The following is a 23,820-nucleotide window of genomic DNA, read 5'->3' as shown; positions in this document are numbered from 1 at the left end:
ACCGGAGCTTTCATCCGGCAGTATTTACGGCGGGCGCCGGACGGGATCCGGAGGGAGCGCCCTCCGGAGGTCCGAGCAGCAGGACGGACGGGTTCGGGGAGAAGGTGTGGTCGAGGACCAGGCTCGCGGCGCCGACTGCTCCGACGTCGGCGCCGAGCGCCGTACCGGCGACGTCGAACGGGTGCACGGAACGGATCAGGAAGCGCTCTCGCAGCGCCTCCCGGACGGTGTCGCCGAAGAACGGCGCGAGCCGGTCCCAGTGCGGTCCGCCGAAGACGACGCGCTCCAGGTCGAGCAGGTTCGCGATGTCCTCGACGACCTTGGCGATCCGGCCGGCCAGCGCGGTGACGATCTCGCGGGCCGCGCCTGGCGCGTCGGTGGCTTGGGCGCAGAGGTCACCGAAGGCGACGTCGACGGCGTGGCGGTCGTCGAGATCGATGCCTTGGGCAATCACTCCGGCGTGGACTGCTTGCTGGACCAGGTACCGCGGCTGACTGGTCTCGCCGACGCAGCCGCGGCGGCCGCAGAAGCAGAGCGGGCCGTCGGGGTCGACGATGACGTGGCCGATCTCGCCGACGTTGCCCGACGTACCGCGGACGACCTCGTCGCCGATCACCAGGCCGGCGCCGACGCCGGTGCCCAGGTAGAAGAAGACGAAGCTGCCGCGGCCGTTGGGGCCGCCGGCCCACTTCTCGGCTGATGCTGCGGCGGTGACGTCCTTGTCCAGCAGGACGGGGAGGCCGGTGCGGTCGCGCAGGGCGTCGCGGAGCGGGACTCGGTGCCAGGCGGTGAGATTGGGTGGGTCGACGACGGCGCCGCGGGCGACGTCGATCGGGCCGGGGGCGGCGATGCCGAGGCCTACAACGCGATCCCTTGGTGCGCCGGCTTCGGTGATGACCTGCTCGACCATCACCGCGATGCCGTTGATGAGAGCATCAGGCTCAAGAGCAGAGTTTGCGATGACCTCTGTCGCGGCTCGGCGGCGGGCGACCACTTGGCCCGTGAGGTCCAGTACGACGACGGTGACGACGGCCGGATCGAGGTGGACGCCGACGGCGTACTGGCCGGTGGGTTCCAGCTCCAGCAGGGTGCGGGGTTTGCCGAGGCCGGTGCTCTTCTGGCGGCCGGCTTCGCGGACCAGGCCGGCGTCGAGCAGGCGGCGGGTGATGTTGGAGATCGCCTGGCCGGACAGTCCCGTCGCGGCGGCGAGTTCGACCCGGCTCAGGAGCTGCTCGGCGCGGCGGATCGCGTCCAGGACGACGCTGTCGTTGAATCCTCCGACGCGGTCCAGATTCGTCCCCCGGCGGACCACAGCCGGTGGCTGCTCGGTGCTCACCACTCCCCCTGTCCTCGCACCGCGCTCACCTCACCCGGAAGCCGGGTCTGCGCCCCACGGCAGCGACCAGTCGTAGTGGATGGTGCCGGTGCCGGTCCCCCAGGTGTTGGGCGTCGTGTTCACGAGCCAGTCCAGCGGTTCGAGCTGTTCACCACCACTGAGCGCCAACCGTATACCGTCGCCAAGCTGCCGATCGGTCTGCGCAGTTCGGGCGGCCGGATCGACGGAGACGAAGAGAGCGCTCCCCGACCGGGCGACGAGATCGAGGAATCGCGCATTGAATTCCCACGGAGTCTGCGGCGTGCATGGGACACAGTCCGCGTCGAGTGTGAAGAAGCGCCGATGCTGCGGCAGCCGGAAGGCGAGCGAGTTGACGCCCATCTTGCGGGTCCGCTCCCACTCGCGACCGGATGTGTCGTCACCACTGCGCTGTACGTCGACCAGCCCGGCCGCGAGATGCCCGACGGTGTTGCAGCCGATCAGGACGAGGTCCTCACCGGCAGTGCGGATCTCGCGGTAGAAGTCGAGCACGATCTCGGCGGTGGTCCGGGTCGGGTCGTGGAACTGCCAGCCGGCGTCGGTCAGCCGCGCGCCCATCGCCGGGCCGAAGCGGCCGAACACGTCGTACGTGCTGAAGTCGTGCTTCACCAGTTCGAAGCCCCAGGACTTGAACCGCTGCAGGTCGCCGCGGACCAGATCGAGGACTTCCGGGTACGTCGGATCAAGCGCGCGCCCTGGCGCCTCGCCGCCGAGCGGATGTCCCCACGGACCGGTCTCTCGCGACAGCAACGGGCGGAACCACAGGCCGGGACGGGCGCCGAACTGCTTCACCGCGGCGGCGGTCGCGGCCATGTCGTCGAAGAGCCCCGGGATCCCGCTCTCCCAGGGACCGCCGGAACCGTTGCCGCCCGGGTTCCAGCCGTCGTCGACGACGCTGAACGGCTTCACCGGATGGCCGTCCGCCAGCTCCACGATCGTGGCCGCGTCCTGGAGAACCGCCTTCTCGTCGAAGCCTTCGCCGTACGCGTAGTACCAGTTGTTCGCGCCGACGACCGGGCCGATGTCGGGGCGGTCGGGCAGGTGCGAGCTCATCGCGTCGGTCGCCGCCTCGAGCGTCTTCCACGGCGTACCGGCGTCTGCGAACTCCCGCACGACGGCCGCCGTCAGGCGACGCCCGTTGAGCTGGGTCGGGCCGCCGCCGTTGCGGAGGTCGAGCCAGAGCGTGACGCCGGTGCGGTCGACGGTCCACGAGCAGAAGGCGCCGGGGTGGACGTCGACGCCCATGCCGGTGGTCGCGCCGGTCTGCTGGTCGTGGGCGAGCCAGTACCACGGGAGCAGGCGCTCGGGCTGGAGGTGGCGCCACTGCAGGTCGCCGTACGAGCGCTCCCAGGCGTCACCGAGAACGAGCGCGTTCTCCGGGAGAGCGCGCTCCCAGCGGAGGGCGACGCGGGAGATCGCGTCGTCTGCGACGACGACGATCTCCCCGCCGGCAGCGCTGGACAGGCCGGCGCCCGGGACCTCCGACCAGGTGATCTCGGTGCGCGGCGCCGTCCAGCGGTGGCCGTCGCGGACGGCCTGGACCAGCCCGTCGGCCGGGGCGGGCTGCACGAAGACGTGGGTCGGTTCGTTCACCTGGGCGAATTTACCCCACAGACTTTAGTAAGTCTTGTAGTAGACGAGTTCTCCTGATTCTCCCGGGGCCGCACCCTCGCTCGGGACGAACAGCGTGAAGAGCAGCGCGGGCGCGCCGTTCGGAGCCCGGAGAGCGCTCACCGTGGGGTTCGCGAACGCCGTACTGCCGCCGTCGGTGCGGATCGTCGTCTGGTCGGCGTTGCCGGTCTGGTAGTCGTAGACGAAGGTCCGCCACGAGCCGAAGTCACCCTTGGTGAACTGGCCCTCGATCAGGCCGAAGCTGAAGTTGCGGAAGGCGACCTGATCGCGGTCGCCGATGTTGCCTCCGACTCCCCAGTGCAGCAGGGCGTTGTCGAAGTTCGGCTGGGCCGAGGTCGACCAGGAGCTGAAGTTGGTCAGCGTGCCGCGCTGCTGACGGTCGCGGTCGCAGTTCCACCAGTAGTGGCCGCCGAGCTCGATCGTGGAGTGGTCGATGTCCGGGGAGAGCGTGACCTTGTAGATGTTCGGCGTTCCCTCGGCGCAGGACGAGAGGCGTCGCGGCGCGTCGAACGAACGGCCGACCCGGCCGGCCAGCAGGTCGGCGCGGTTGGCGTAGTAGCGGAAGGCGAGATGGTTGTCGCCGCCGCCTGCTTTCTCCTGCTCCCAGGCGAGGACGAAGCCGCCGTTCGAGGCCTGCGCGATGGTGGGCTGGGACGCGGGGCCGGTGTTGCTTCCGGCAAGTTCACGTTCCCAGTGCCAGTTGAGCAGGTCGGTCGACGTCGCGAGGTTGACGCGGAAGTGGCCGTCGGGGGCCATGTGGTGCGAGACGGCCAGGTAGCCGCCGGTGGTGTCCTGGATGATCTTGACGGTGTCCATCACGTGGCCGGCGTCGTCGCGGGTGTTGTACCGCTTGCCGGTGGCACCGACTACGTTCTCGAGCAGGCCGCGGAGCTCGGCGCGTGCTGGGTCAGAGGCTGCGGTGGGGCTTGCATCGGCTGGAGACGTCAGTGCAGTCGCGAGAAGGGCGGCCGCGAGGGCGGCGACGAGCATCGGTTTGGTCGGCATGGGGCGGTGCCTCCTTGGTTAGCTGATCAGTTGCTCGACCGCTTCCACGAGGCGGTCGACGTCCGACTGGTTCGTGTACGGCGCCAGGCCGGCGCGGGTCGCGCCGGTGTCGCCGAGGCCGAGGTGCCGGGAGGTCTCGATCGCGTAGAACGAACCGGACGGCGCGTTCACGCCGTACTCGGCGAGCTTGGTCGAGACCGCGACCGGCTCGTACCCGGCGACGCTGAACAGCAGCGTCGGCGTACGGCGTTGGGCCTTGCCGTGCAGGGTGATCGCGTCGATCGCGGCCAGCCGGTACTCGAGCTCGGCGCGGAGCGCGTCCTCGTGGATCTCCAGCTGCACGAGAGAACTCAGCAACCGCTCTCTCCGGGTCTCCCCGACTCCCCCGAGACCGGCGATGAAGTCGATCGCGGCGGTCGTGCCGGCGAGCAGTTCGTACGGCAGGGTGCCGAACTCGAAGCGTTCCGGGACGGCGTTGCTGGACGGGAGCAGCTTGTCCGGCTGGATCGTCTCGAGCAACGCCGGCGAGGCCGAGAGGACGCCGCAGTGCGGGCCGAAGAACTTGTACGGCGAACACGCGTAGAAGTCGGCGAACGAGGTGTCGATCGGCGAGTGGGCGGTGAGGTGCACGCCGTCGACGTACAGGTAGGCCTTCGTCGTACGGACTGCGGCGGCGATCGCGTCGAGGTCCGGGCGGGTGCCGAGGAGGTTCGAGGCGGCGGTGACGGCGACGAGCTTGGTGCGCGGCGACAGCAGCGGGGTGATGTCGTCGAGCTCGGTGGTCGCTGGATCGAAGTCGAGCCAGCGAACGGTCGCGCCGACGGCCTCGGCGGCTTGCACCCACGGGCGGACGTTGGCGTCGTGGTCGAGGCGGGTGACGATCACCTCGTCGCCGGGCGACCAGGTCTTGGCGAGGGCGCGGGAGAAGTCGTAGGTCAGCTGCGTCATGCTGCGACCGAAGACGATGCCCTGTGGGTCGGAGCCGAGCAGGTCGGCCATCGCCTGGCGGGCCTCGACGACGATCTCGTCGGCTCGGCGTTCGGCGGGGGTGAGTTGGCCGCGGTTCGCGAGGGCGGACGTCATCGTCGCGGCGACGGCGTCGGCCACCGCCTGGGGGGTTTGGGAACCGCCGGGGCCGTCGAAGTGCGCGGCGCCTTCGGTCAGTGCCGGGAACTGCTTGCGGACCGCATCCACGTCGAAGTCGGGCATGAGGCCATCCTTCCTTGCTACTTGGCAAGGAAGGAAGAGATGCGGCGCGTCAGGGGAGGGGGCGGTCGCTGGCGTCGTAGGTGTCTCGGTTGGTCTCGACGGTGGGGAGGTTGGCCTTGGCCCAGTCGGCGAGGTTGGCGAAGAGCGGGGCCAGGGTCAGGCCGAGGGGGCTGATCTCGTACTCGACTCTTGGCGGGACCTCGCGGTGATAGGTGCGGACGACCAGGCCGTCGCGTTCCAGTTGGCGCAGGCGCTGGGTCAGGACCTTCGGCGTGATCGAGTCGATCCGGCGTTGCAGTTCGACGAACCGCTGGCGGCCGTACTCGTTCAGCGCCCACAGGATCGGCGTCGTCCAGCGGCTGAACACGATGTCGACCACCGGTGCGATCGGGCAGGCGAGCTCGGGCGTGACGTCGGTCACCAGTTCCCCTTTCGGCCAATACTTTCCCCTAGGTACCTACTATCACCACGACAGTAGCGTCTTCACCAGTCCCCTACAGAAACTGGAGTACGACGTGATCGTGGTGACTGGAGCAACTGGGAACATCGGACGACCGCTCGTCCGCACGCTGGCCGCGGCCGGCGAAGAGGTGACCGCGGTGTCGCGGAAGGCGGCGGACCTGCCGACTGGCGTACGGCATCAGGCGGTGGATCTGTCCGACCTGGACCTGACCGGCGCGGAGGCGCTCTTCCTTCTCCTGCCCGGCGGATGGTTCGACGCGGAAGGCGTTATCGCGAAGGCGCAGGCGGCCGGCGTACGGCGGATCGTGCTGGTGTCATCGCAAGGGGTCGGCACCGGCCGGCACCCCGCCGGGATCGAGGACGCGGTCAAGGCGTCGGGCCTGGAGTGGAGCATCCTGCGCCCGGCCGGCTTCCAGAGCAACACGCTCGGATGGAGTCAATCGGTTCGCGAGCACCGGCTGGTCGAGGCGCCGTACGGCGAGATCGCGCTCCCCCAGATCCACCCGGCGGACATCGCGGACGTCGCTGCGGCGGCGCTGCTCGACCCCTCGTACGCCGGTACGACGCTCGAACTGACTGGCCCCGAGGCGGTGTCGCCGCGGCAGCAGGCCGCGCTGATCGCGGAAGCACTGGGCGAGCCGGTGCGGTTCGAGGAGCTGACGCGGGAGAGCGCGAGAGAGCGCTTCCTGCGGTTCCTGCCCGAGCAGGTCGCGGACAGCACGCTCGACATTCTCGGGCAGCCGACCGACGCCGAGCGGGCGGTCAGTGGAGACGTGGAGCGGGTGCTCGGGAAGCCCGCGCGCAGCTACGCCGACTGGCTGACCGAGCACGTCGCCGCGTTCCGCTGATCGCGCGGCGGTCAGTTCCTGCCCAATTTCGGACCAAAAGCGCACAATGTCCCCGGCGTACTGCAGGATGTCAGGAGTGAGCACCTTGACGACTCCTGACAAGCCGCCGGTCCGGGCCTGGCTTCCCACCATGTTGACGCTGGCCGCGATCTGGGGCTGCAGCTTCCTGTTCATCTCGGTCGGCGTGCGCGAGCTGCACCCGATGTACCTAGCGCTCGGGCGGGTGATCGCCGGGTCCGCCGTCCTGCTGGTGGTCCTGGCGTTCAAGCGGGAAGCACTCCCCCGCGATCCGCGCCTGTGGGCTCACACCTTCGTCATCGGCGCGATCGGCTCGGCGCTCCCGTGGACGCTCTTCGGGTACGGCGAGCAGCGCGTCCCCTCGCTGCTGGCCGGCATCTGGAACGGCATCACCCCGCTGGTCGTGCTGCCGGTCGCCGTCCTGGTGTTCAGGACGGAGAAGTTCACCGCACAGCGGGTGGCCGGTCTGCTGATCGGGTTCCTCGGGATGCTGGTCGTGCTCGGCGCCTGGAACATGCAGGGTGGCGCCGACCTGACCGGCCAGCTGCTCTGCATGGCGGCGGCCGTCTGCTACGGGCTCGCCGTTCCGTACCAGAAGCGTTTCGTGGCCGGGAGCACCGTTTCCGGCACCGCGCTGTCCGCAAGCTTGTTGCTGTGCGCAACGATTCAGCTGGCGATCGTCGCGCCGATCGTCACCGGCGCGGCGCCGCCGATGCCGTGGACCCTGTCGCCGGAGGTGATCGGCAGCGTGCTCGCGCTCGGCGGGCTGGGCAGCGGGATCGCGTTCGTGCTGAGCATGCGCAACATCCGGCTGATCGGCGCCAGCATGTCGTCGATGGTGACCTACCTGATGCCGATCTTCGCGATCGCGGTCGGCGTCCTGGTCCTCGACGAGCACCTGACCTGGTACCAGCCGGTCGGTGCGCTGGTGGTGCTCACCGGAGTCGCGGTGTCACAGGGCGTCGTACGGCGTCCGGTCCGTTCGGGCAGGAAGCCGAAAAAGCCTCTACAGCCAGAGGTTGCGCCGGTACCGTGAGGTGAATCGGCGGCCCCGGTCGCCGGCTTCACGCACAGGGGGCGACACGATGAGTACTGGCACGAAACCCGACACGCACGCGATGGTCGTGGTGCACCGGGTGTTCCGGCGGGAGCTCGATCTCCTGCCGGACCTGATCGAAGGAGTACGCGCGGGTGACACCGAGCGCGCCGCCGTACTGACCGAGCACCTGACCGACATCGTCGGCGCGCTGCACCACCATCACCAGGCCGAGGACGACCTGGTCTGGCCGCTGCTGCTGGAGCGCGCGACGCTGCACGTCGAGCTCGTGCACCGGATGGAGGCGCAGCACACGGCGCTCGGTGCGGCGCTCGATCGCGTCGACAAGCTCACGCCGCAGTGGCGACGCAGCGCGAGCCTGGTGGAGGGCCGGGAGTTGGCGGCCGCCGTCCGCGACGCGTCGGCGATTCTGCGCGAGCACATCGACGAGGAGGAGCGCGAGATCCTGCCCGTGATCGCCGAGCACCTGAGCGTCGACGAGTGGGCCAAGGTCGGCGAGCGCGGCGGGAAATCCATTCAGGACAAGCGCAAACGGCTGCTGTTCCTGGGCGCGATCCTCGAGGACGCTTCGCCTGCCGAGCAGCGGAACTTCCTGGGTGAACTGCCGCCGCCGGTGCGGGTGCTGTGGAAGATCGCGGGACGCCGTGCGTACGGCGGGTACACGCGGCTGATCAGAAATTCCTGAGCTTGTCCGGAGAACCTCTGCCAGGATCGGGGCTGCTACCGATTCCTGGAAAGGGGCTCCATGCAGCCGACTGAACCTGCGGTGACCGCGGCCACGGCGATCGCGGCGTCGCTCGGACTATCGGTCGACGAAGCGATCGAGCTGCACAACTCGAACAAGCTCACGCTGCGGCTGCTGCCTTGCGACGTACTGGCTCGCGTGGCACCTGTCGCCGAGCAGATCGCGCAGTTCGAGGTGGACCTCGCGCAGAGTCTCGCGGCGGTCGACAGCCCGGTGGCCGCGCTCGTGGAACCGCAGGTCTTCGAGCGCGACGGCTTCAAGGTCACGTTGTGGAGGTACTACGCACCGATCGGCCCGATGCCGCCGACCCTGTACGCCGAAGCGCTCGAGCAACTGCACGCCGGGATGCGCAAGGTCGATTTCCCGACGCCGCACTTCACGGATCGTGTCGCGGATGCTCAGCGGCTCCTGGCCGACCGCGATCTCACCCCGGAGCTCGCCGACGCGGACCGGGAGCTCCTCAGCAATACGTTGCTCCGGTTGAGCAAGGCAATCGCGGAGGGCGGTTCTGCCGAGCAGCTCCTGCACGGCGAGCCCCACCCGGGCAATCTCCTGAACACGGCGTCGGGGCCGGTGTTCATCGACCTCGAGACCTGCTGCCGCGGGCCGGTCGAGTTCGACCTCGCCCATGCTCCGGACGAGGTCAGCGCCCACTACCCAGGCATCGATGACGCCGTGCTCCGCGACTGCCGCCTGCTCGTCCTCGCCATGGTCACCACCTGGCGCTGGGACAAAGCCGACGAGTTCCCCAACGGCCGCCACCTGGCCGACGAGTGGCTGGCCGACCTCCGTACGGCGCTGGGCAACGACGTCCCGAGCTGACGACACCCTCTCGACAGGAGATGATCTCCAGATGCAGGTCCTGGTTTCCGTGATCGACGACAAGAGCAACCCCGGCAGCACCGACCGTGAGCCGGTCATCAGCGAGTTCAACGAGCGGTTGATCGCCGATGGTTACTGGGTGTTCGCGGGCGGGCTCGCGGACACCGACGACGCCGCGGTCGTCGACAACCGCGGCGAGCAGCCGGTGTTCACCGACGGGCCGTTCGTGGAGTCGAAGGAGTACCTGGCCGGCGTCTGGGTCTGGGAGGTCCCTGATCTGGAGACGGCGCGGAAGCTCGCCACCGAGGCCTCCAAGGCCTGCGACCGGAAGATCGAGCTGCGCCCGTTCCAGTGATCCTGACACCTCTGCCCGGCAGCAGGCGGGTGAACATGGCGCGGGCCTGGTGGTCCGGGTGAGCCGGGCATAGCTTCGAGCCATGACAGAGCAACGCACTCCCGTCGTCTTCATCCACGGCCTCTGGCTGCACGCCACGTCGTGGACTCCCTGGGTCGAACGGTTCGAGGCCGCCTGCTACCCGGCCCAGGCCCCGGGCTGGCCCGGTGACCCCGGCACCGTTGAGGACGCCCGAGCGAACCCGGACGCCATCGCCGGCCACGGCATCGACGACGTCGTCGACCACTACGCACGGCTGATCAAGGACAGCGGCACCAAGCCGATCCTGGTCGGCCACTCCTTCGGCGGCATGATCGCGCAGAAGCTGCTCGGCCAGGACCTGGCCGTCGCGGCGGTCGCGATCGACGCCGCCCAGATCAAGGGTGTGCTCCCGCTGCCGCTCTCGGCACTGCGCGCGACACTGCCGGTCTTCAAGAACCCAGCCAACAAGAACAAGGCGGTGTCGCTGACCGCAGAGCAGTTCCGGTTCGCGTTCGGCAACGCGATCACTGAGGAGGAGTCCCAGCGGCTGTTCGACCTGTGGACGATCCCGGCGCCCGGCAAACCGTTGTTCGAGGCGGCCGCGGCGAACTTCAACCCGCACTCGCCGGCCAAGGTCGACACCGAGAACGAGCTGCGCGGGCCGTTGCTGCTGATCAGCGGCGGCAAGGACCACACGGTTCCCGAGGCCGTCACCCGCGCGACGCTGAAGCAGTACCGGCACTCCTCCGCGGTGACCGATCTGCTCGACTTCCCGGACCGCGCCCACTCGCTGACGATCGACGCGGGCTGGCCCGACGTCGCCGACGCTGTACTGACCTGGCTCGCCAGGCAGAGCCTGTGATCTCGTGGACCTGAACCTACGCGGCAAGGTCGCGGTCGTCACAGGCGCCGGCCAGGGCATCGGCCTGGCGATCACCAAGGTTCTCGCCGCCGAAGGAGCTCACGTTGCCGCCGGCACTCGAACGGCCAGTGAGGCGCTGTCGGCGCTGGACGGCGTTCACGTCGTACTGGTCGATCTGAGTGTTCCGGACGGGCCGGCGCGGCTGGTCGAGCAGGCCGTACGGCAGTTCGGGCGGCTGGACATCCTGGTGAACAACGTCGGGGCCGTCCGGCCGCGACTCGACGGCTTCCTCGCCGTCACCGACGCCGAGTGGGACTGGGCGCTGACGATCAACTTCCTCACCGCCGTACGGGCCACGCGGGCCGCTCTCCCCCACCTGCTCGAGCGTTCGGCGTCGTCGATCGTGACGGTTGCCTCGGTCAACGCCGTGCTGCCCGACCCGACCGTGATCGACTACAGCGCGGCCAAGGCGGCGCTGCTCAACTTCAGCAAGTCGGTGTCCAAGGAGTACGGCGCTCGCGGGGTGCGCGCCAACACCGTCAGTCCCGGTCCGGTCGAAACCGCGCTCTGGCTGGGCGACCACGGCGTTGCCGAGACCGTCGCCAAGGCCGGTCAGGCGAACGCGGTCGACGTCGCCAAGCAGCAAGCCGCGGCCGCGGCCACCGGCCGATTCACCCGCCCCGACGAAGTCGCCGACGTCGTCGCTCTACTCGCCAGTGACCGCTCCGCCAACATCACTGGCACCGACGTCATCATCGACGGCGGTTTGATCGACACCCTCTGACAGGAGTCGGCCGAGTGCCTGGTCAGGCTCGGCGGAGGTTGGGGAGGGCGGCGACTACTACGGCGGCGAGGGCGAGCAGGGTGCCGGCGACTACCGGGAAGGTGACCTCGGTGCCGGCTGCTGGGGCGAACAGGTCTAGGAACAGGCTCGCGATCAACTGACCGGCGATCGTGCCGAGGCCCAGCACGAACACGCCGACGATGCGGACGACTGCGGCGGCGGAGCTGATGAAGACGACGCCGCAGGCGCCGCCGACGTACAGCCAGGGATCGGTCGGCAGGGATCTCGGTGCACCGCGCAGCGCCAGGTCGACGAGGAAGACGACCAGCAGGGCGCTGGTGCCGACGAGGAAGTTGATGACGCCCGCGGCGACCGCGCCGTACGAGTCGCCGGAGGCTGCGCGGGCGACTCGGCCGTTGATGCCCTGCTGGACCGCGGTGAAGACTCCGCCGAGGGCCGGGAGGATCGCGAGGAGCAGACCCGACGGGTGACTGAGGCGATCCGACACGGCCAGTACGACGGCGATCAGCGCGACGGCCGCGCCGACGACCCGGAGCGTCGTGAACGCCTGCGGACCGGCGGGTCCGAAGCCGAGGCGGTCGACGACGAGGCTGCTGACCGCCTGGCCGCCGACGACCGCGACGGTGAAGACAGCGACGCCGATCGTCGCGACCGTGATCGACTGCGTCGCCACCAGGAACGCGCCGGCCAGACCGCCGATGCACTGCCACCAGCGCAGCGGACCGCCGGCGCCTTCGGACGGCGTACGGATCGTGTGCCAGACGGTCGCGAGCGACTGGCGGATCCGCGGCACCAGCGCCGTGGCGAGCAGCAGGATGACCAGCCCGGTCCCGAACGAGATCAGCGCGGCCGCCACGCCGTCGGCGAGCCGATGGCCGAGCTCCCCGTTCACGCGGGACTGCAGCGCGACCAGCATGCCGATCCCGAAGGACGCCGCGAGCCCGAGGATCTGGTACTGCTGGGCGCTGCGGACGGGGCGGGTGTCGGTCGTTGTCACCCCTCCATCATGACCGTTCAGCTCAATGCGCCTGACACCGGTCCAGGGATCAGGACCGCCGGATCAGCGCGAGATACATCGCGTCGGTGCCGTGCAGGTGTGGCCACAGCTGCACGTCCGGGCCGTCTCCGAGCGACGGTACGCCGGGGAACAGCTCCCGTGCGTCCTCCAGCACGGCGTCCGGCCGGCGGGCCAGTACGGCGTCGACGACCTCGCGCGTCTCCCCCGGATGCGGCGAGCACGTCACGTACGCGACGACCCCGCCCGGCCGCACCGATGTGATCGCCGACGCGAGGAGCGCCTCCTGCAACGGGCGCAGCTCGGCCACGTCTTCCGGCGTACGACGCCAACGCGCCTCCGGTCGACGCCTGAGCGCGCCGAGACCTGTGCAGGGCACGTCGGCGAGGACTCGGTCGTACCAGCCGCCCGGCCAGGTCGGCTTGGTGCCGTCGCCGACGAGGACCTGGTGCTCGCCGGGGATCGCGCGCAGGTTGGAGCGGACGAGCTCGGCGCGGTGCTCGAGCGGCTCGACTGCTGTCAGGACGGCCTCGCCCTGGTTGGCGATCGCCGCGAGGAGTGCGGACTTGCCGCCCGGGCCTGCGCACAGGTCGAGCCAGCGGGCGTCCTTGCCGTCGACCTTCACGGTGGCCAGCGCGGTCGCGACGAGCTGGGATCCCTCGTCCTGGACGCCGGCACGACCGGTCGCGACGGCCTGGATCCGGCCGGGATCGCCGCCGCCTTGCAGCACGGCGGCGTACGGCGACCAGCGGGCTCGGCTCGCGCCGGCCTCGATCAGTTCGTCGATGTCGGACAGGCCGGGGCGCGCGACGAGCGTGACCTTCGGGGGTTCGTTGTCAGCATCCAGCAGGTCCTCGACGGCTCGCTCGAGCGCCTCCGCCGAGTCGGCGGTCGGGGCGGACGGCGGCGCGGCGAGAGCGTCGGCGAAGGCCTCGATGACCCATCGGGGATGGGCCTTGGCGATCGACAGGTACCCGAGCCGGTCCTCCTCGAGCTTCGGGGCGACCGTGGCGATCCACTGGTCGAGGGTCCGCTGGCTGATCTTGCGGAGCACCGCGTTGACCAGACCGCTGCGGCTCTGGCCGACCTCGGAACGGGTCAGCGTGACCATCTCGTTCACCGCGGCGTACGAGTCGACCCGCATCCGCAGCAGCTGGTGCGCGCCGAGCCGGAGCAGGTCGAGCAGCTCGGGATCGAGGTCGGCCAGCGGGCGCGACACACTGCGCGCGAGGAACGCGTCGTACGTCCCCTGCCAGCGCAGCGTGCCGTGCACGAGCTCGGTACAGAACGCGGCGTCGCGGCCGCCGAGGCGCTGGTCGCGCAACGCCTTGTTGAGCGTGAGGTTGGCGTAGCCGTCCTCGCCGTTCACCTGGCGGATCACCCGGTACGCGACCTGCCGGACCTTGTCGGGACGCCGTTGCGGGGCGCGGTTACGGGGACTGCGGTCGCTCACTCGGAACCCAACTGATCGTCTGCGGTGATCCGTACGCCGCGGGCCCAGTCGGCCCCGGCCATCGGCTTCTTGCCCTGCGGCTGGACGGTGACCAGCTCGATCGCCTTGCTGCCCGTGCCGACCTTGACCGAGGACTTCGTGGCTTCCAGTACGCCGGGCGCCAGCTCGTCGTCGGTCGGTGCGGTCGCCAGCACCTTGAGCCGCTCACCCCGGAACATCGTCCACGCGCCGGGCGCCGGGTTGCAGCCGCGGACCAGGCGATCGATCTGCTGGGCCGGGTGCTTCACGTTGATCTCGGCGTCCTCGACGGTCAGCTTCGGCGCGATCGTGACGCCGTCGGCCGGCTGCTCGACCGCCTGCAGCACGCCGGCCTCGATGCCGTCGAGCGTGTCGACGAGCAGCTTCGCGCCGGACACGGACAGCCGGGTGAGCAGGTCGCCCGCCGTGTCCTTCGCGCCGATCGGCTCGGTCAGTACGCCGAACACGGGACCCGCGTCGAGCGCCTTGACGATCCGGAACGTGCTCGCGCCGGTGACGTCGTCGCCGGAGATGATCGAGTGCTGCACCGGTGCCGCGCCGCGCCAGGCGGGCAGTACCGAGAAGTGCAGGTTGATCCAGCCGTGCCGCGGGATGTCGAGCGCTGCCTGCGGCAACAACCCGCCGTACGCGACGACGGGGCAACAATCGGGCGCGATCTCCTTGAGCCGGGCCAGGAACTCGGGGTCGCTCGGCTTGACCGGCTTGAGGATCTCGACGCCGCCGAGCTGTTCGGCGTACTGGGCGACGGGCGAGGCAACGAGTTTGCGGCCGCGGCCCGCGGGGGCGTCGGGACGGGTGACGACGGCAACGAGTTCATGGCCGCTGGCAACGATCGCCTCGAGCGCGGTGACGGACACCTCGGGGGTGCCGGCGAAGACGAGTCTCACAGGCCGAATCCGTTCATCGAGTGCGGTGACACCTTGATCTGCGGCGGGCCGGACAGGCCCGACCACTCCGCTTCGCGGATCGCCTTCATCGCGGCCTTGCGGGTCTCGCGGTCGAGCCGGTCGACGAACAGGACGCCGTCCAGGTGGTCGGTCTCGTGCTGGATGCAGCGCGACAGCAGGTCGTCGCCCTCGATCAGCACCGGGTCGCCGTACATGTTGAAGCCGCGGGCGATCACGTGCTCGGCACGGCGGCAGTCGAAGGTCAGGCCGGGAATCGACAGGCAGCCCTCGGGGCCGAACTGCTCCTCGGCGCCGAGCGTGAGCTCCGGGTTCACCAGGTGACCGATCTCGCCCTCGATGTTGTACGTGAAGACCCGCAGGCCGACACCGATCTGCGGAGCGGCTAGGCCGCTGCCGGGCGCGGCCTGCATCGTGTCGGTGAGGTCCGCGACCAGGCGGCGCAGCTCGGCGTCGAAGTCGACGACCGGGTCCGCCTTGGTCAGCAGAACAGGGTCGCCGAACAGGCGGATGGGTTGGACCGACACACAGACTCCTTCGCAGCACAGGACCAGCCAAGTCTAGTGGCGGCCGTACGGCGCGCTGCGCCGCCTCCTGGGGCGTCCGCTGAGCGTTCGGGGTCCGGGCGATCACACCGTTGTAATTCGCCGACCCCACTCCCAGTTGTTGCTATGAGCACGTAGTGTGGCCTCAGGCGTACCTACAGTCACACAAGCCACACGCCCAACGGGAGTTAACAATGCGCACAGCGACACGGGGGGCTGCCGCACTGATCACCCTGGGGGTCCTGCTCTCGCAGGCACCCCTGGCCCGGGCCTACGAGTTCGAGCCCAGGGACGGTGCCGCGCCGACGAGTAGGCCTTCGGAGGTTATGCCGACGGCCGCGCCTTCGAGCGAGGTTTCGGACCGGGTCGAGCCGTCGGATGATTCGACTCCGACCGAGCCGTCGATTCCGCCGACCGCCGTACCGACAACTGCCGATGACGAGACCGTCGCCGAGCTGCCGGCCGCTCGGAACTGGAGTGAGCTGGCGGGTCAGGTGGCGGCGACGTCGCCGAGCAACCTGACGCTGCGGGTCACCGCGGCGGAGCAGTCCAAGCAGGTGATGCGCTGCTTCAAGCTGGAGACGGAGAACTACTGCCTCGGGCTCGGGTTCGTGGACAAGCTCCCGACCGGCGCCGAGATCAGTTCGACGGTCGCCGAGCCGGACGTCGCACGGGACGACCTGCGGGCCGGCGTGTCGGCCGAGCAGGACATCGCGACCGGGGCGTTGAGTCCGGCGGCGTTCGTGGCCGCGCGGGCCGAGATGACCAAGGGCGAGCGGACCAACGCCGAGCTGGAGGAGATGCAGGCGGCGTGGGACGGGCGGGACAAGGCGCGGGCGCTGCGTGAGCTCGACGCCGAGGGGAATCCGCCGGCTTCCTCGGGTGGGTCCGGGACGACGACCGCGCCTGGGTCCGGTACGACGACCGCGCCGGCGACGGACGATGCCGCGCGGACCGGCGTACCGGCTGCCGGTGAGCCGAGCGGCGGGCAGACCGTCGTACCGAAGCCTGGCGATCCGTCGACCAAGCCGACGCCGCCGCCACTGAAGCCGCCGACCGTGTCGAAGCCGAAGCCGGCCGCGAACTACATCATGAAGGGCTTCCAGACCTCGCAGGACAAGGGGTACTGGTGCGGTCCGGCGACCTTCCAGTCGATCGACTGGGCCGACGACAAGCAGAAGGACACGCAGGCGTCCTGGGCCAAGGACCTCGGCGCGACGACGTCCGGCACGGCGATCTCGTCGATGGTCAAGCAGACCAACGTGAAGACCGACTGGGACCTTGCCGCCGGCACCTACATCGTGCAGAACGTGAGCCACTGGACGCCGGCGAAGTTCCTGCAGGTGCACCAGAACCACCTCGGCGACGGCGCCCCGGCGCCGGTGATCGAGCACGTGCAGCTGCTGAAGCGGTACTTCCCGTACCTCGCCTTCAACCACAGCGGGCACTACCAAGTCGGCCGCGGCTACGACATGAAGGCCAAGACGGTCGGCATCTTCGAGGTGTTCAACGAGCGTCGCTTCAACAGCCGCGGCAACGTCACCGACGGGCCGCGCAACATCCCGGCCACCGCGATGTTCAACGCGACGCTGGCGAACTCGTTCAAGAACATCGGGCTGTGAACACTGATCGCCGTGGGCGGCACCTGCTGATCCCGATCACCGCGGTCGCGCTGCTGGCGGCCGGGTGCTCGGGATCGCCGGAGAGCGCTCCCTCGGCTCCTTCTTCCAGTACGTCGAGCAGCACGCCGCCGCGCGACACTCCGAGCCGACCGCCTTCGGGCCCGCCGACCTCCAGTCCCGGGACGCCGTCGGGCAAGCCGACCTGGACGAAGATCCTGCGGCAGCCGGTCGACGGTCAGCACATCGTCACGCAGCAGCGGAAGTACCTGGTCACCCGCGGCAGCGACGAGGCCGGCGTCACGACGGTGACCGATCGAGCGAGCCGGAAGGTCGTCGTACGGCACGCTCCGCCGGCCGGGTTCGTCGCGCAGTCGCCGGTGGTGATCGACGACCGCTGGGCGCTGATCGAGGACATCCGCTCCGACGGACCCAACCCGGAGATCCGGGCGTACCGCTACAACCTCAGCACCGGCGCGAAGACGGATCTGGCGACGCAGAAAGCGCTCCCCCGGATCTCCGAGCCCGAGATCGGCGCGTACGACGGGACGTTCGCCTACAGCAGCACCGACGCGCGAAAGCGCTCGTGCCTGATCGTCGCGTCGCTGGACACACTGGTCGCGCGGACGGTGACGTGCGTGGCGGACCCGGGCTACATCGCGGACCCGATCGTGTCGGCGGACTCGGTCACGTACAGCGCGATCACCGCGCCACAGAGCCCGCAACGCTGCAAGCGGCTGTTCACCGCGCCGCTCGCCGGCGGTGCCGCGACACCTGTCGTTGCCAGCCGCAACTGCATCCAGTGGAGCGGCGCAACGTTGCGCGGCGCAACCGTCTGGTCGGAGATCGGCGCGGACGATCCCGATCAGTACCAGAGTCGCGCCTACGTCCGCGACGCCCCCGGCGGCGCCGCCCGCTCACTCGGCTCGATCGTCACCGACACCATCGTTGCCTGCGGCAACTGGATCCACTGGGAAGTCCGCACGATGACCAAAGGTGTGGAGACCTTCCAACTCCACCGCTGGCAGCCCGGTCTGGCGCGCCCGCAGGTCATCTACACCACTCCCCCGGACACGGCCATCACCGCACCGACCTGCCAGGACAACACGATCATCGTCGAAGCCGCCCACCTGGGCGGCGGCACGAAGTACACAGAAGCTCTGGCAACCGGGACCACCTAGGCCTTGAGCGGAATCCCTCGGTCGCGGAGTTGCGTGCGGAGCGTTGCGGCTGAGGTGAAGAGTTCGGCGTCGAGGCCTGCCGCGCGTGCGCCGTTGACGTTGCGTTGGACGTCGTCGGTGAAGAAGGTGCGGGACGCGTCGAGGGTGAAGCGGTCGACGAGGAGGCGGAAGATCTTCTCGTCGGGCTTCACGACCTGCTCGTGGCCGGAGACGATCTCGCCGGTGAAGCTGTCGAGGATCGGGAAGGCCTGCTTGGCGACGGCCCACTTCTCACCGGAGAAGTTCGTCAGCGCGTACGTCGGGACGTCGAGCGCCTGGAGCTCGGTCAGCAGGTCGACCGTGTCGTTCAGCAGGCCCTTGGCCATCTTCAGCCAGCCGGTGTCGTACGCCGCGATCCACTCGGCGTGCTCCGGGTGCAGCGCGGTGAGCTCCTCGACGGCCTCGGCCCACGGGCGGCCGGCGTCCTGCTGCATGTTCCAGTCGGGGGTGGCGATGTTGGTGAGGAAGTGCTGACGTTGTGCCTCGTCAGGGATCAGTTCGGCGTACAGGTAGTTCGGGTTCCAGTCCAGCAGAACCCCACCGATATCGAAGACCACGTTGTCGACGCTGCGCTCGCTCATGCCCGTAACCCTACGAAACGCCGGGCCGAGTGCGCAGTCCGGGCAGGAACGGCGCGGCCGACTTGACGGTTCGCAACACCGGAGCGCTCTCCAGCGTCGTGATCTCGGGGAACGCGGCCAGCCGCTGGGTCAGGTAGCGGTGCAGCGCGTCCGGACCAGGGCTGAGCGCATGCGCCGCGAGATTGGTCCGCCCGGTCGTCGCGGCCACGAACGCGAGCTCCTCGTGCTCGGCGAGCGCGCCGGCGACCTTGTCGAGATGGGCCGGCGCGACCGACATCCACAGCAGCGCACCGGTCGTGACCCCGAACTGGACCGGATCGAGATCGACGTCGAAGTAGATCGCCCCGCTCGCCTGCAACTCCCCCACCCGCCGCGCCACGGTTGCCGCCGACCATCCCGTCGCGACCGCCAGCTCGGCGTAGCTCGCCCGTCCGTCCCGCCCCAGTACGGCGAGCAGCTCGCGATCCGCCGGCCCGACACCGGCCGCCTGCGCACTCGGGTCATCGACTGCGAGTTGCTGCTGCTGGTCGAGCGTCAGCGCCTTGGTGTGGGCGGGCCACGCGGTCGGGCCACCCCGGTACATGTGGAGGAGGTAGTGCGCGGAAACACCGGTGATGCCGGCCGTCCGGGGGATGTCGTGCAGGAGCAGCGTGTTGCCCGCGTCCGGCTTGGTGTTGATCACAGCAACGATCTCGGTGCCGCCGGACGCGAGCCGGACCCAGGACGTGTCGTCTCGACGAGCGAGTGCCCTGGCCAGGTCCTGGGCGGCCTGCGGCGCCGCGGTCAGGCGGGCGAGCCACTGCGCCTGGCCCGCCCGGTGTGGATCCGCCAGGCCGACCACGCGCAGACCGGCTTCCGAGACCAGGCGGCGGAAGCGGCGCGCGACAGTCTGGGTCGAGACCCCGAGGACGGCACCGATCCTGCTGTACGGCGCTCGGCCGTCGATTCTCAGCGCGTGCAGCACCCCGCGGTCGAGCTCATCCAGCATGTGACGATTCTGCATCCTGATCGGTCCTGATGGAACTAATCGACAGATTCCGGACCGGAAGTGGGTGCGATCGGCGGCTGGATCGCAAGCTCGCGACATGACCGAACTCTCGAAGACCGCGCCCCGGACCCGCTACCGCCGACGCTGGGCCGCGCTCGCGGCACTCCTGACGGCCGAGGCGATGAACCTGCTCGACGCGACCATCGTCCAGGTCGCCGCACCCTGATCCACACCGATCTCGGCGGACCGCGGTCCGACATCCAGTGGTTCGGTGCGGCGTACACCCTGCCGTTCGCCGCGCTGCTGATCACCGCCGGGCGGCTGGGCGACATCGTGGGGCGCCGGCGACTGTTCCGGATCGGGATGATCGGGTTCCTGCTCGGCTCGCTCACCTGCGCCGTGGCGCCGTCGGCCGGCGTCCTGATCGCGGCCCGGGTCGTCCAGGGCGCGGCCGCGGCGCTGGTGATCCCGCAGACGATGGGGTTGATCCGCGCGATGTTCGACGAGGACGAACTCCCGAAGGCGCTGGGCAGCATCGGCCCGGTGATGGGGCTCGCGGCAGTCAGCGGGCCTCTGCTCGGTGGACTGCTCACCCATGCCGACCTCTTCGGCACTTCCTGGCGGTCGGTCTTCGCGGTGAACCTGCCGCTGGGGCTGGCGGTGCTGGCCGCGACGCCGTTGCTCCTCGAGGACCGCTCGTCCAGCCGGCCGCGGCCGGATCTTGTGGGGAGCGCTCTCCTCGTGCTGGCGACCGCGCTGCTCGTCTACCCGCTGATCCGGAACGGCCGTTGGTTCTTGCTCCCGGCCGGGCTTGTCGTGATCCTGGGCTGGCTCTGGCAGCAGCGCCGCCGCAACCGGTCGGGGCGGACGCCGCTGGTCGAGTTCAGCCTGTTCGAGAACCGTGGATTCGGCGCTGCACTGGTCACGTCGACCCTGTTCTTCGCGGTCGTCACCGGGTGCACGCTGGTCGTCGTCCTGCACCTCCAGGTCGGTCTGCACCGCGGGGTCCTCGAGTCCAGCCTGGTTTTGTTGCCTTGGTCAACGGCTTCCGGGATCGCGTCCTGGTACGCCGGGAGCCGGTTGATCCCGGCGTACGGGACGGGCCGGACGATGGTCACGGGGCTGGCCGTCGCGGGCGCCGGACTGTTGGCGACGATCGCGGCGTACGGCGCGAACCCGACCGGGTGGCAGGTGCCGGTCGCGCTGGGGATCGCAGGCGTCGGGGCGGGTCTGTTCACGACACCGTTCTTCACGGCCGCTTTGCAGCGAGTACGGCCCGCGGAGACGGGATCGGCGGCCGGTCTGCTCAACGCGGTGCAGCAGTTCGGTGGGACCGTCGGGGTTGCGTTGCTCGGCTCGGTGTTCCTCCACCACCTCGACCCGGCCCGTCCCGAGATCGCGGCGGAGAGCGCTTTCGCCGTAGCCCTGGCACTGCTCGCCGCGACGGTGGTCGCGACCACCCTGATGCGCAGGACCTGACCACCGGCGCGGCTGCCCAGGCGTGGTTCGGCCGGGTCGGCTTACTCCGGCGGTTCGGGATCCTTGGTGTTCTTCTTGCGGGTCTGGGCCGACGTACCGGCGCCGATGGCGACACCCAGCGCGATGCCGACGCCCATTCCGAGGGCGAGGTTGTCGAGCAGCAGGCCGAACGCGGCGCCCAGTGCTACTCCGATCGCGATCCCGGTCGCCAACGAAGTGTTCGCCCCGTCGGCCTTGTCCTGCTCGGTCGGCTCGTCACGGTCCGGTTCTTGATTGCCACTCATCGTTTCCTCTCCTGTCCGAGGTGCGTTCGACTTCGAGCGCATGCCGGACAGGTTCCCCGATGAGAGGCTCACTACTACTTCAGGGCGTCGGTACGGCGTCCTGAGTGGCAGCGTTGGAGGCGGCACGGGCGTGGAGGGCTGGGGCCAGAGCCAGTTGACCCAGGAAGAGCACGACTCCCAGCACGGCGCAGCCGAGCCAAACCGTGGTCGCGCCCGCGTGCTCCAAGGTGTTGGTCCCCACCAGCGGACCAATCACGCTGCCGAGGCCGAAGGACATGCTGCCCGCCAGCCCCATGTACCCACCGCGCAGATCGACCGGCGCAAGGTCCGCGAAGACCGCGCCTATAACGGCGGCGAAGCCGATCTCGCCGATGGTCCAAACCACGACCGACAGCGCATAACCCCACCAACTGTCGACGGCCGCGCCCACGCCGAAGCCGAGCCCGACGACCAGCATCGAGCCGGCCAGCAGTTTCGGGCGGTCCAGCGCGGCGAGGCGCCGGTTCACGAACGGCTGGACGACGACGATCACGACGCCGTTCAGCGCGATCACCAGCCCGTACGTCGAGCTCGGCAACCCGTCGGCGGCCATCGCGAGCGGCAGCGTGGAGTACCCCTGGAAGTAGATCGTCGCGTAGCCGATCTGGAGCAGCACCATCAGCAGGAACGTCGTATCCCGCAGTACGACGGGCAGCAGCGCACGGCGTGACGTGCCCTCGTCGAGCACCGGCCGGGTCTCGGGGACCATCCGCCATATAACGAGCGCCGCGACAACCGACGTACCGGCGTTGATCCAGAACAGCAGGTTGTAACCGATGCTCGCCAGGACGCCGGCGCTGACCGTCGAGACCGAGAAGCCGAGGTTGATCGCCCAGAACAGCAGCCCGTACGCGCGAACGCGCTCTCTCGGCTGGAGCAGATCGGCGACCGTCGCCTGGACCGCCGGGCGGAACAGGTCGCCCATCAGGCCGACCACGAAGGCCGCGACGGCGATCATCTCGAGCGACCGGGCCGAGCCGAGCAGGATCAGCGCGGCCGCGGTGCCGAAGAAGCCGATCAGCATGGTGCGGCGGCGGCCGATCCGGTCGGACAGCCAGCCGCCGACGAGCTGCGAGACGACCGAGCCGGCGCCGACGGCCGCGGCGACGGCGCCCGCCGTACCGGCGGACAGGTGCCGGTCCTGGGTCAGGTAGAGCACGAGGAACGGCTGGACGAAGCTGCCGAGGCGATTGACCAGCTGGCAGACCCAAAGCGCCCAGAACGCCGGTGGAAGTGGAGAGCGCTCCCTGGGGGCACCGATCGATGTCATGAAGCCAGCCTGGCGGCGGTCGCGGTCGGTGTCGAACATTAGTTTCTGCACTAATCCTCGCGCGCGTGGTCGCCGGTCACTAAAGTCGTGGAGGTGATCAGCATCAGGCTCAACACCGACGACGTCAGCCGCATCAGGTTCGCGTTCTCGCCGGTCTGGGAGACGGTCACCAGTGTGCGTGCCCTGAGCAACAGTTCGTCGGGCAGCGTGCACGGACCGTGGCTGCGCAAGGTGCGCCCGCTGCTGGGTGAGGCCGCGCAAGGCCCGGGCGCGGAGCGCCAGCTCGCGGGTAGGACCGGCGCCGCGGAGGGCGGGGACGAGGTCGCGGATGCTTTGCGGTTGCTGCAAGCACTGATCCCGCGGATCGGGTACATCGCGGACTTCATGACGCCGGCGCCGCCTCGGCGATCGACCGGGTTCGACGCGGGGTTGGCGGCGATCGAGGCTACGCCGTACGAGCTGGTGGTCGACGAGCTCAGTCGAGTGCACCGGGGGAACCCGAACCCGTTGCTGCCGGGGCTGATCGCTGATCCGGGGGAAGCGCTCTCGCGGATCACCGGCGCGCTGCGGACGTACTGGCAGCGCGCGGTCGAGCCGGACTGGCGGCGGATGCGGGCGTTGCTGCAGGAGGATCTCGCCTTCCGGCTCGATGAGTTGGCGGCGGGTGGGTTGGACCGGCTGTTCCGGAATCTGCATCCGTCGGTGCGGCTCAGCGGGGATCGGATCGAGATCGATCGGCCGTTCGTCTGTCCGGACGGGGTGCCGACGGCTGGGCAGGGCGTGCTGCTGGTGCCGTGTGTGTTCACCTGGCCGGCGGCGCTGCCGGTGACGGGTGCGCCGCACGTACCGACGATCACGTATCCCCCGCGCGGGCTCGGGCGCTTGTGGGAGAGCCAGCAGGAGACCGTCGGATCGCCGCTGGCCGAGCTGGTCGGGCGGACGCGGGCGGCGATCGTGAGCCATTTGGATCTGCCGATGTCGACGACGCATCTCGCGCACGCGCTGGATGTGTCGGCGCCGACGTTGAGCGTCCATCTCGGGATCCTGCGGAACGCCGGTGTTGTGGACTCTCGCCGTGATGGTCGGACGGTGCTGTACTTCCGGACGCCGCTGGGCAATCACTTGCTGACGGCGTCGGGAACCAGCCAGCTGTCCGAGACGGCTTGA

25 protein-coding genes are annotated in these 23,820 nt (G+C 69.7%); 12 read left to right on the top strand and 13 right to left on the bottom strand.

The annotated features are described in order from the left end of the window. Positions 1 to 10: 10 nt before the first annotated feature. Genes ACYVIO_RS39340 through ACYVIO_RS39320 form a run of 5 tightly spaced genes read right to left on the bottom strand, consistent with a single transcriptional unit; the run spans position 11 to position 5,642 of the window. A complete protein-coding gene (locus ACYVIO_RS39340; protein WP_460656100.1) occupies positions 11 to 1,336 on the bottom strand; it encodes an ROK family transcriptional regulator in 1,326 nt (441 codons plus the stop codon). A gap of 30 nt (positions 1,337 to 1,366) precedes the next feature. Beyond that, the gene (locus tag ACYVIO_RS39335; protein ID WP_460656099.1) at positions 1,367 to 2,968 is read right to left on the bottom strand and encodes an alpha-amylase family protein; all 1,602 of its coding nucleotides are present in this window, start codon (positions 2,966 to 2,968) and stop codon (positions 1,367 to 1,369) included. 24 nt (positions 2,969 to 2,992) lie between these two features. Next, positions 2,993 to 4,012, bottom strand: coding sequence for a hypothetical protein (locus tag ACYVIO_RS39330; RefSeq protein WP_460656098.1), 1,020 nt, complete (start codon positions 4,010 to 4,012; stop codon positions 2,993 to 2,995). Between the two features lie 18 nt (positions 4,013 to 4,030). Next, positions 4,031 to 5,221 (bottom strand): cysteine desulfurase-like protein, encoded by a 1,191-nt coding sequence (locus tag ACYVIO_RS39325; protein WP_460656097.1) that lies wholly within the window; start codon positions 5,219 to 5,221, stop codon positions 4,031 to 4,033. A gap of 49 nt (positions 5,222 to 5,270) precedes the next feature. Next, on the bottom strand, positions 5,271 to 5,642 hold the full coding sequence (locus ACYVIO_RS39320) for a winged helix-turn-helix transcriptional regulator (RefSeq protein WP_460656096.1): 372 nt from the start codon (positions 5,640 to 5,642) through the stop codon (positions 5,271 to 5,273). A 94-nt stretch (positions 5,643 to 5,736) separates the two neighbouring features. Between ACYVIO_RS39320 and ACYVIO_RS39315 the strand changes: the two genes are divergently transcribed. The 7 genes from ACYVIO_RS39315 (at position 5,737) to ACYVIO_RS39285 (ending at position 11,195) form a co-directional block, all read left to right on the top strand. Continuing rightward, a complete protein-coding gene (locus tag ACYVIO_RS39315; protein WP_460656095.1) occupies positions 5,737 to 6,531 on the top strand; it encodes an NAD(P)H-binding protein in 795 nt (264 codons plus the stop codon). Between the two features lie 76 nt (positions 6,532 to 6,607). After that, complete coding sequence (locus ACYVIO_RS39310; RefSeq protein WP_460656094.1) at positions 6,608 to 7,585, top strand: DMT family transporter; 978 nt, start codon at positions 6,608 to 6,610, stop codon at positions 7,583 to 7,585. 49 nt (positions 7,586 to 7,634) lie between these two features. Then, entirely contained in the window at positions 7,635 to 8,291 is a 657-nt protein-coding gene (locus ACYVIO_RS39305) for a hemerythrin domain-containing protein (RefSeq protein ID WP_460656093.1), read from the top strand. Between the two features lie 60 nt (positions 8,292 to 8,351). Further along, positions 8,352 to 9,173, top strand: a complete 822-nt coding sequence (locus ACYVIO_RS39300; protein WP_460656092.1) for a phosphotransferase — start codon at positions 8,352 to 8,354, stop codon at positions 9,171 to 9,173. Positions 9,174 to 9,204: 31 nt separating this feature from the next. Then, a complete protein-coding gene (locus tag ACYVIO_RS39295; protein WP_460656091.1) occupies positions 9,205 to 9,528 on the top strand; it encodes a YciI family protein in 324 nt (107 codons plus the stop codon). Positions 9,529 to 9,610: 82 nt separating this feature from the next. Next, positions 9,611 to 10,411 carry an alpha/beta hydrolase gene (locus tag ACYVIO_RS39290; protein ID WP_460656090.1) on the top strand — a complete coding sequence of 267 codons (801 nt, stop codon included), beginning with the start codon at positions 9,611 to 9,613 and terminating at the stop codon, positions 10,409 to 10,411. 4 nt (positions 10,412 to 10,415) lie between these two features. Next, positions 10,416 to 11,195 (top strand): SDR family NAD(P)-dependent oxidoreductase, encoded by a 780-nt coding sequence (locus ACYVIO_RS39285; RefSeq protein WP_460656089.1) that lies wholly within the window; start codon positions 10,416 to 10,418, stop codon positions 11,193 to 11,195. A gap of 22 nt (positions 11,196 to 11,217) precedes the next feature. Here ACYVIO_RS39285 and ACYVIO_RS39280 read toward each other — a convergent pair whose 3' ends face one another. Genes ACYVIO_RS39280 through def form a run of 4 tightly spaced genes read right to left on the bottom strand, consistent with a single transcriptional unit; the run spans position 11,218 to position 15,155 of the window. Next, positions 11,218 to 12,213 (bottom strand): DMT family transporter, encoded by a 996-nt coding sequence (locus ACYVIO_RS39280; RefSeq protein WP_460656088.1) that lies wholly within the window; start codon positions 12,211 to 12,213, stop codon positions 11,218 to 11,220. 49 nt (positions 12,214 to 12,262) lie between these two features. Further along, positions 12,263 to 13,684 (bottom strand): RsmB/NOP family class I SAM-dependent RNA methyltransferase, encoded by a 1,422-nt coding sequence (locus ACYVIO_RS39275; protein WP_460656087.1) that lies wholly within the window; start codon positions 13,682 to 13,684, stop codon positions 12,263 to 12,265. Then, the gene (fmt, locus tag ACYVIO_RS39270) at positions 13,681 to 14,610 is read right to left on the bottom strand and encodes a methionyl-tRNA formyltransferase (RefSeq protein ID WP_460656086.1); all 930 of its coding nucleotides are present in this window, start codon (positions 14,608 to 14,610) and stop codon (positions 13,681 to 13,683) included. Before fmt ends, ACYVIO_RS39275 begins: the two co-directional genes overlap by 4 nt. Next, positions 14,607 to 15,155 (bottom strand): peptide deformylase, encoded by a 549-nt coding sequence (def, locus tag ACYVIO_RS39265; RefSeq protein ID WP_460656085.1) that lies wholly within the window; start codon positions 15,153 to 15,155, stop codon positions 14,607 to 14,609. Before def ends, fmt begins: the two co-directional genes overlap by 4 nt. A gap of 212 nt (positions 15,156 to 15,367) precedes the next feature. Here def and ACYVIO_RS39260 point away from each other — a divergent pair, with 212 nt between their 5' ends. Together ACYVIO_RS39260 and ACYVIO_RS39255 are read left to right on the top strand one after the other, a co-directional pair. Beyond that, positions 15,368 to 16,795, top strand: coding sequence for a C39 family peptidase (locus tag ACYVIO_RS39260; protein WP_460656084.1), 1,428 nt, complete (start codon positions 15,368 to 15,370; stop codon positions 16,793 to 16,795). Then, complete coding sequence (locus ACYVIO_RS39255) at positions 16,792 to 17,973, top strand: hypothetical protein (protein WP_460656083.1); 1,182 nt, start codon at positions 16,792 to 16,794, stop codon at positions 17,971 to 17,973. Before ACYVIO_RS39260 ends, ACYVIO_RS39255 begins: the two co-directional genes overlap by 4 nt. Here the strand turns inward: ACYVIO_RS39255 and ACYVIO_RS39250 are convergent. Together ACYVIO_RS39250 and ACYVIO_RS39245 are read right to left on the bottom strand one after the other, a co-directional pair. Continuing rightward, a complete protein-coding gene (locus ACYVIO_RS39250; RefSeq protein WP_460656082.1) occupies positions 17,970 to 18,593 on the bottom strand; it encodes an HAD-IA family hydrolase in 624 nt (207 codons plus the stop codon). The two genes, ACYVIO_RS39255 and ACYVIO_RS39250, sit on opposite strands and share 4 nt — an antisense overlap. Before the next feature lie 10 nt (positions 18,594 to 18,603). Next, entirely contained in the window at positions 18,604 to 19,581 is a 978-nt protein-coding gene (locus ACYVIO_RS39245; protein ID WP_460656081.1) for an Lrp/AsnC family transcriptional regulator, read from the bottom strand. Positions 19,582 to 19,678: 97 nt separating this feature from the next. Here ACYVIO_RS39245 and ACYVIO_RS39240 point away from each other — a divergent pair, with 97 nt between their 5' ends. Beyond that, positions 19,679 to 19,807, top strand: coding sequence for a hypothetical protein (locus tag ACYVIO_RS39240; protein ID WP_460656189.1), 129 nt, complete (start codon positions 19,679 to 19,681; stop codon positions 19,805 to 19,807). Next, positions 19,804 to 21,060 carry an MFS transporter gene (locus ACYVIO_RS39235; protein WP_460656188.1) on the top strand — a complete coding sequence of 419 codons (1,257 nt, stop codon included), beginning with the start codon at positions 19,804 to 19,806 and terminating at the stop codon, positions 21,058 to 21,060. The genes ACYVIO_RS39240 and ACYVIO_RS39235 overlap by 4 nt, the downstream gene beginning before the upstream one ends. A 41-nt stretch (positions 21,061 to 21,101) precedes the next feature. Here the strand turns inward: ACYVIO_RS39235 and ACYVIO_RS39230 are convergent, their stop codons facing one another. Continuing rightward, the gene (locus tag ACYVIO_RS39230) at positions 21,102 to 21,344 is read right to left on the bottom strand and encodes a hypothetical protein (protein ID WP_460656080.1); all 243 of its coding nucleotides are present in this window, start codon (positions 21,342 to 21,344) and stop codon (positions 21,102 to 21,104) included. A 79-nt stretch (positions 21,345 to 21,423) separates the two neighbouring features. After that, positions 21,424 to 22,653, bottom strand: a complete 1,230-nt coding sequence (locus ACYVIO_RS39225; RefSeq protein WP_460656079.1) for an MDR family MFS transporter — start codon at positions 22,651 to 22,653, stop codon at positions 21,424 to 21,426. 93 nt (positions 22,654 to 22,746) lie between these two features. On the opposite strand from ACYVIO_RS39225, the gene ACYVIO_RS39220 reads away from it, so the two are divergent. Beyond that, on the top strand, positions 22,747 to 23,820 hold the full coding sequence (locus ACYVIO_RS39220; protein WP_460656078.1) for an ArsR/SmtB family transcription factor: 1,074 nt from the start codon (positions 22,747 to 22,749) through the stop codon (positions 23,818 to 23,820).

The sequence above is a fragment of the Kribbella endophytica genome, from assembly GCF_054781295.1.
Note: the sequence above shows the minus strand (reverse complement) of the source record. Positions and strands in the feature narration are given on the sequence as shown.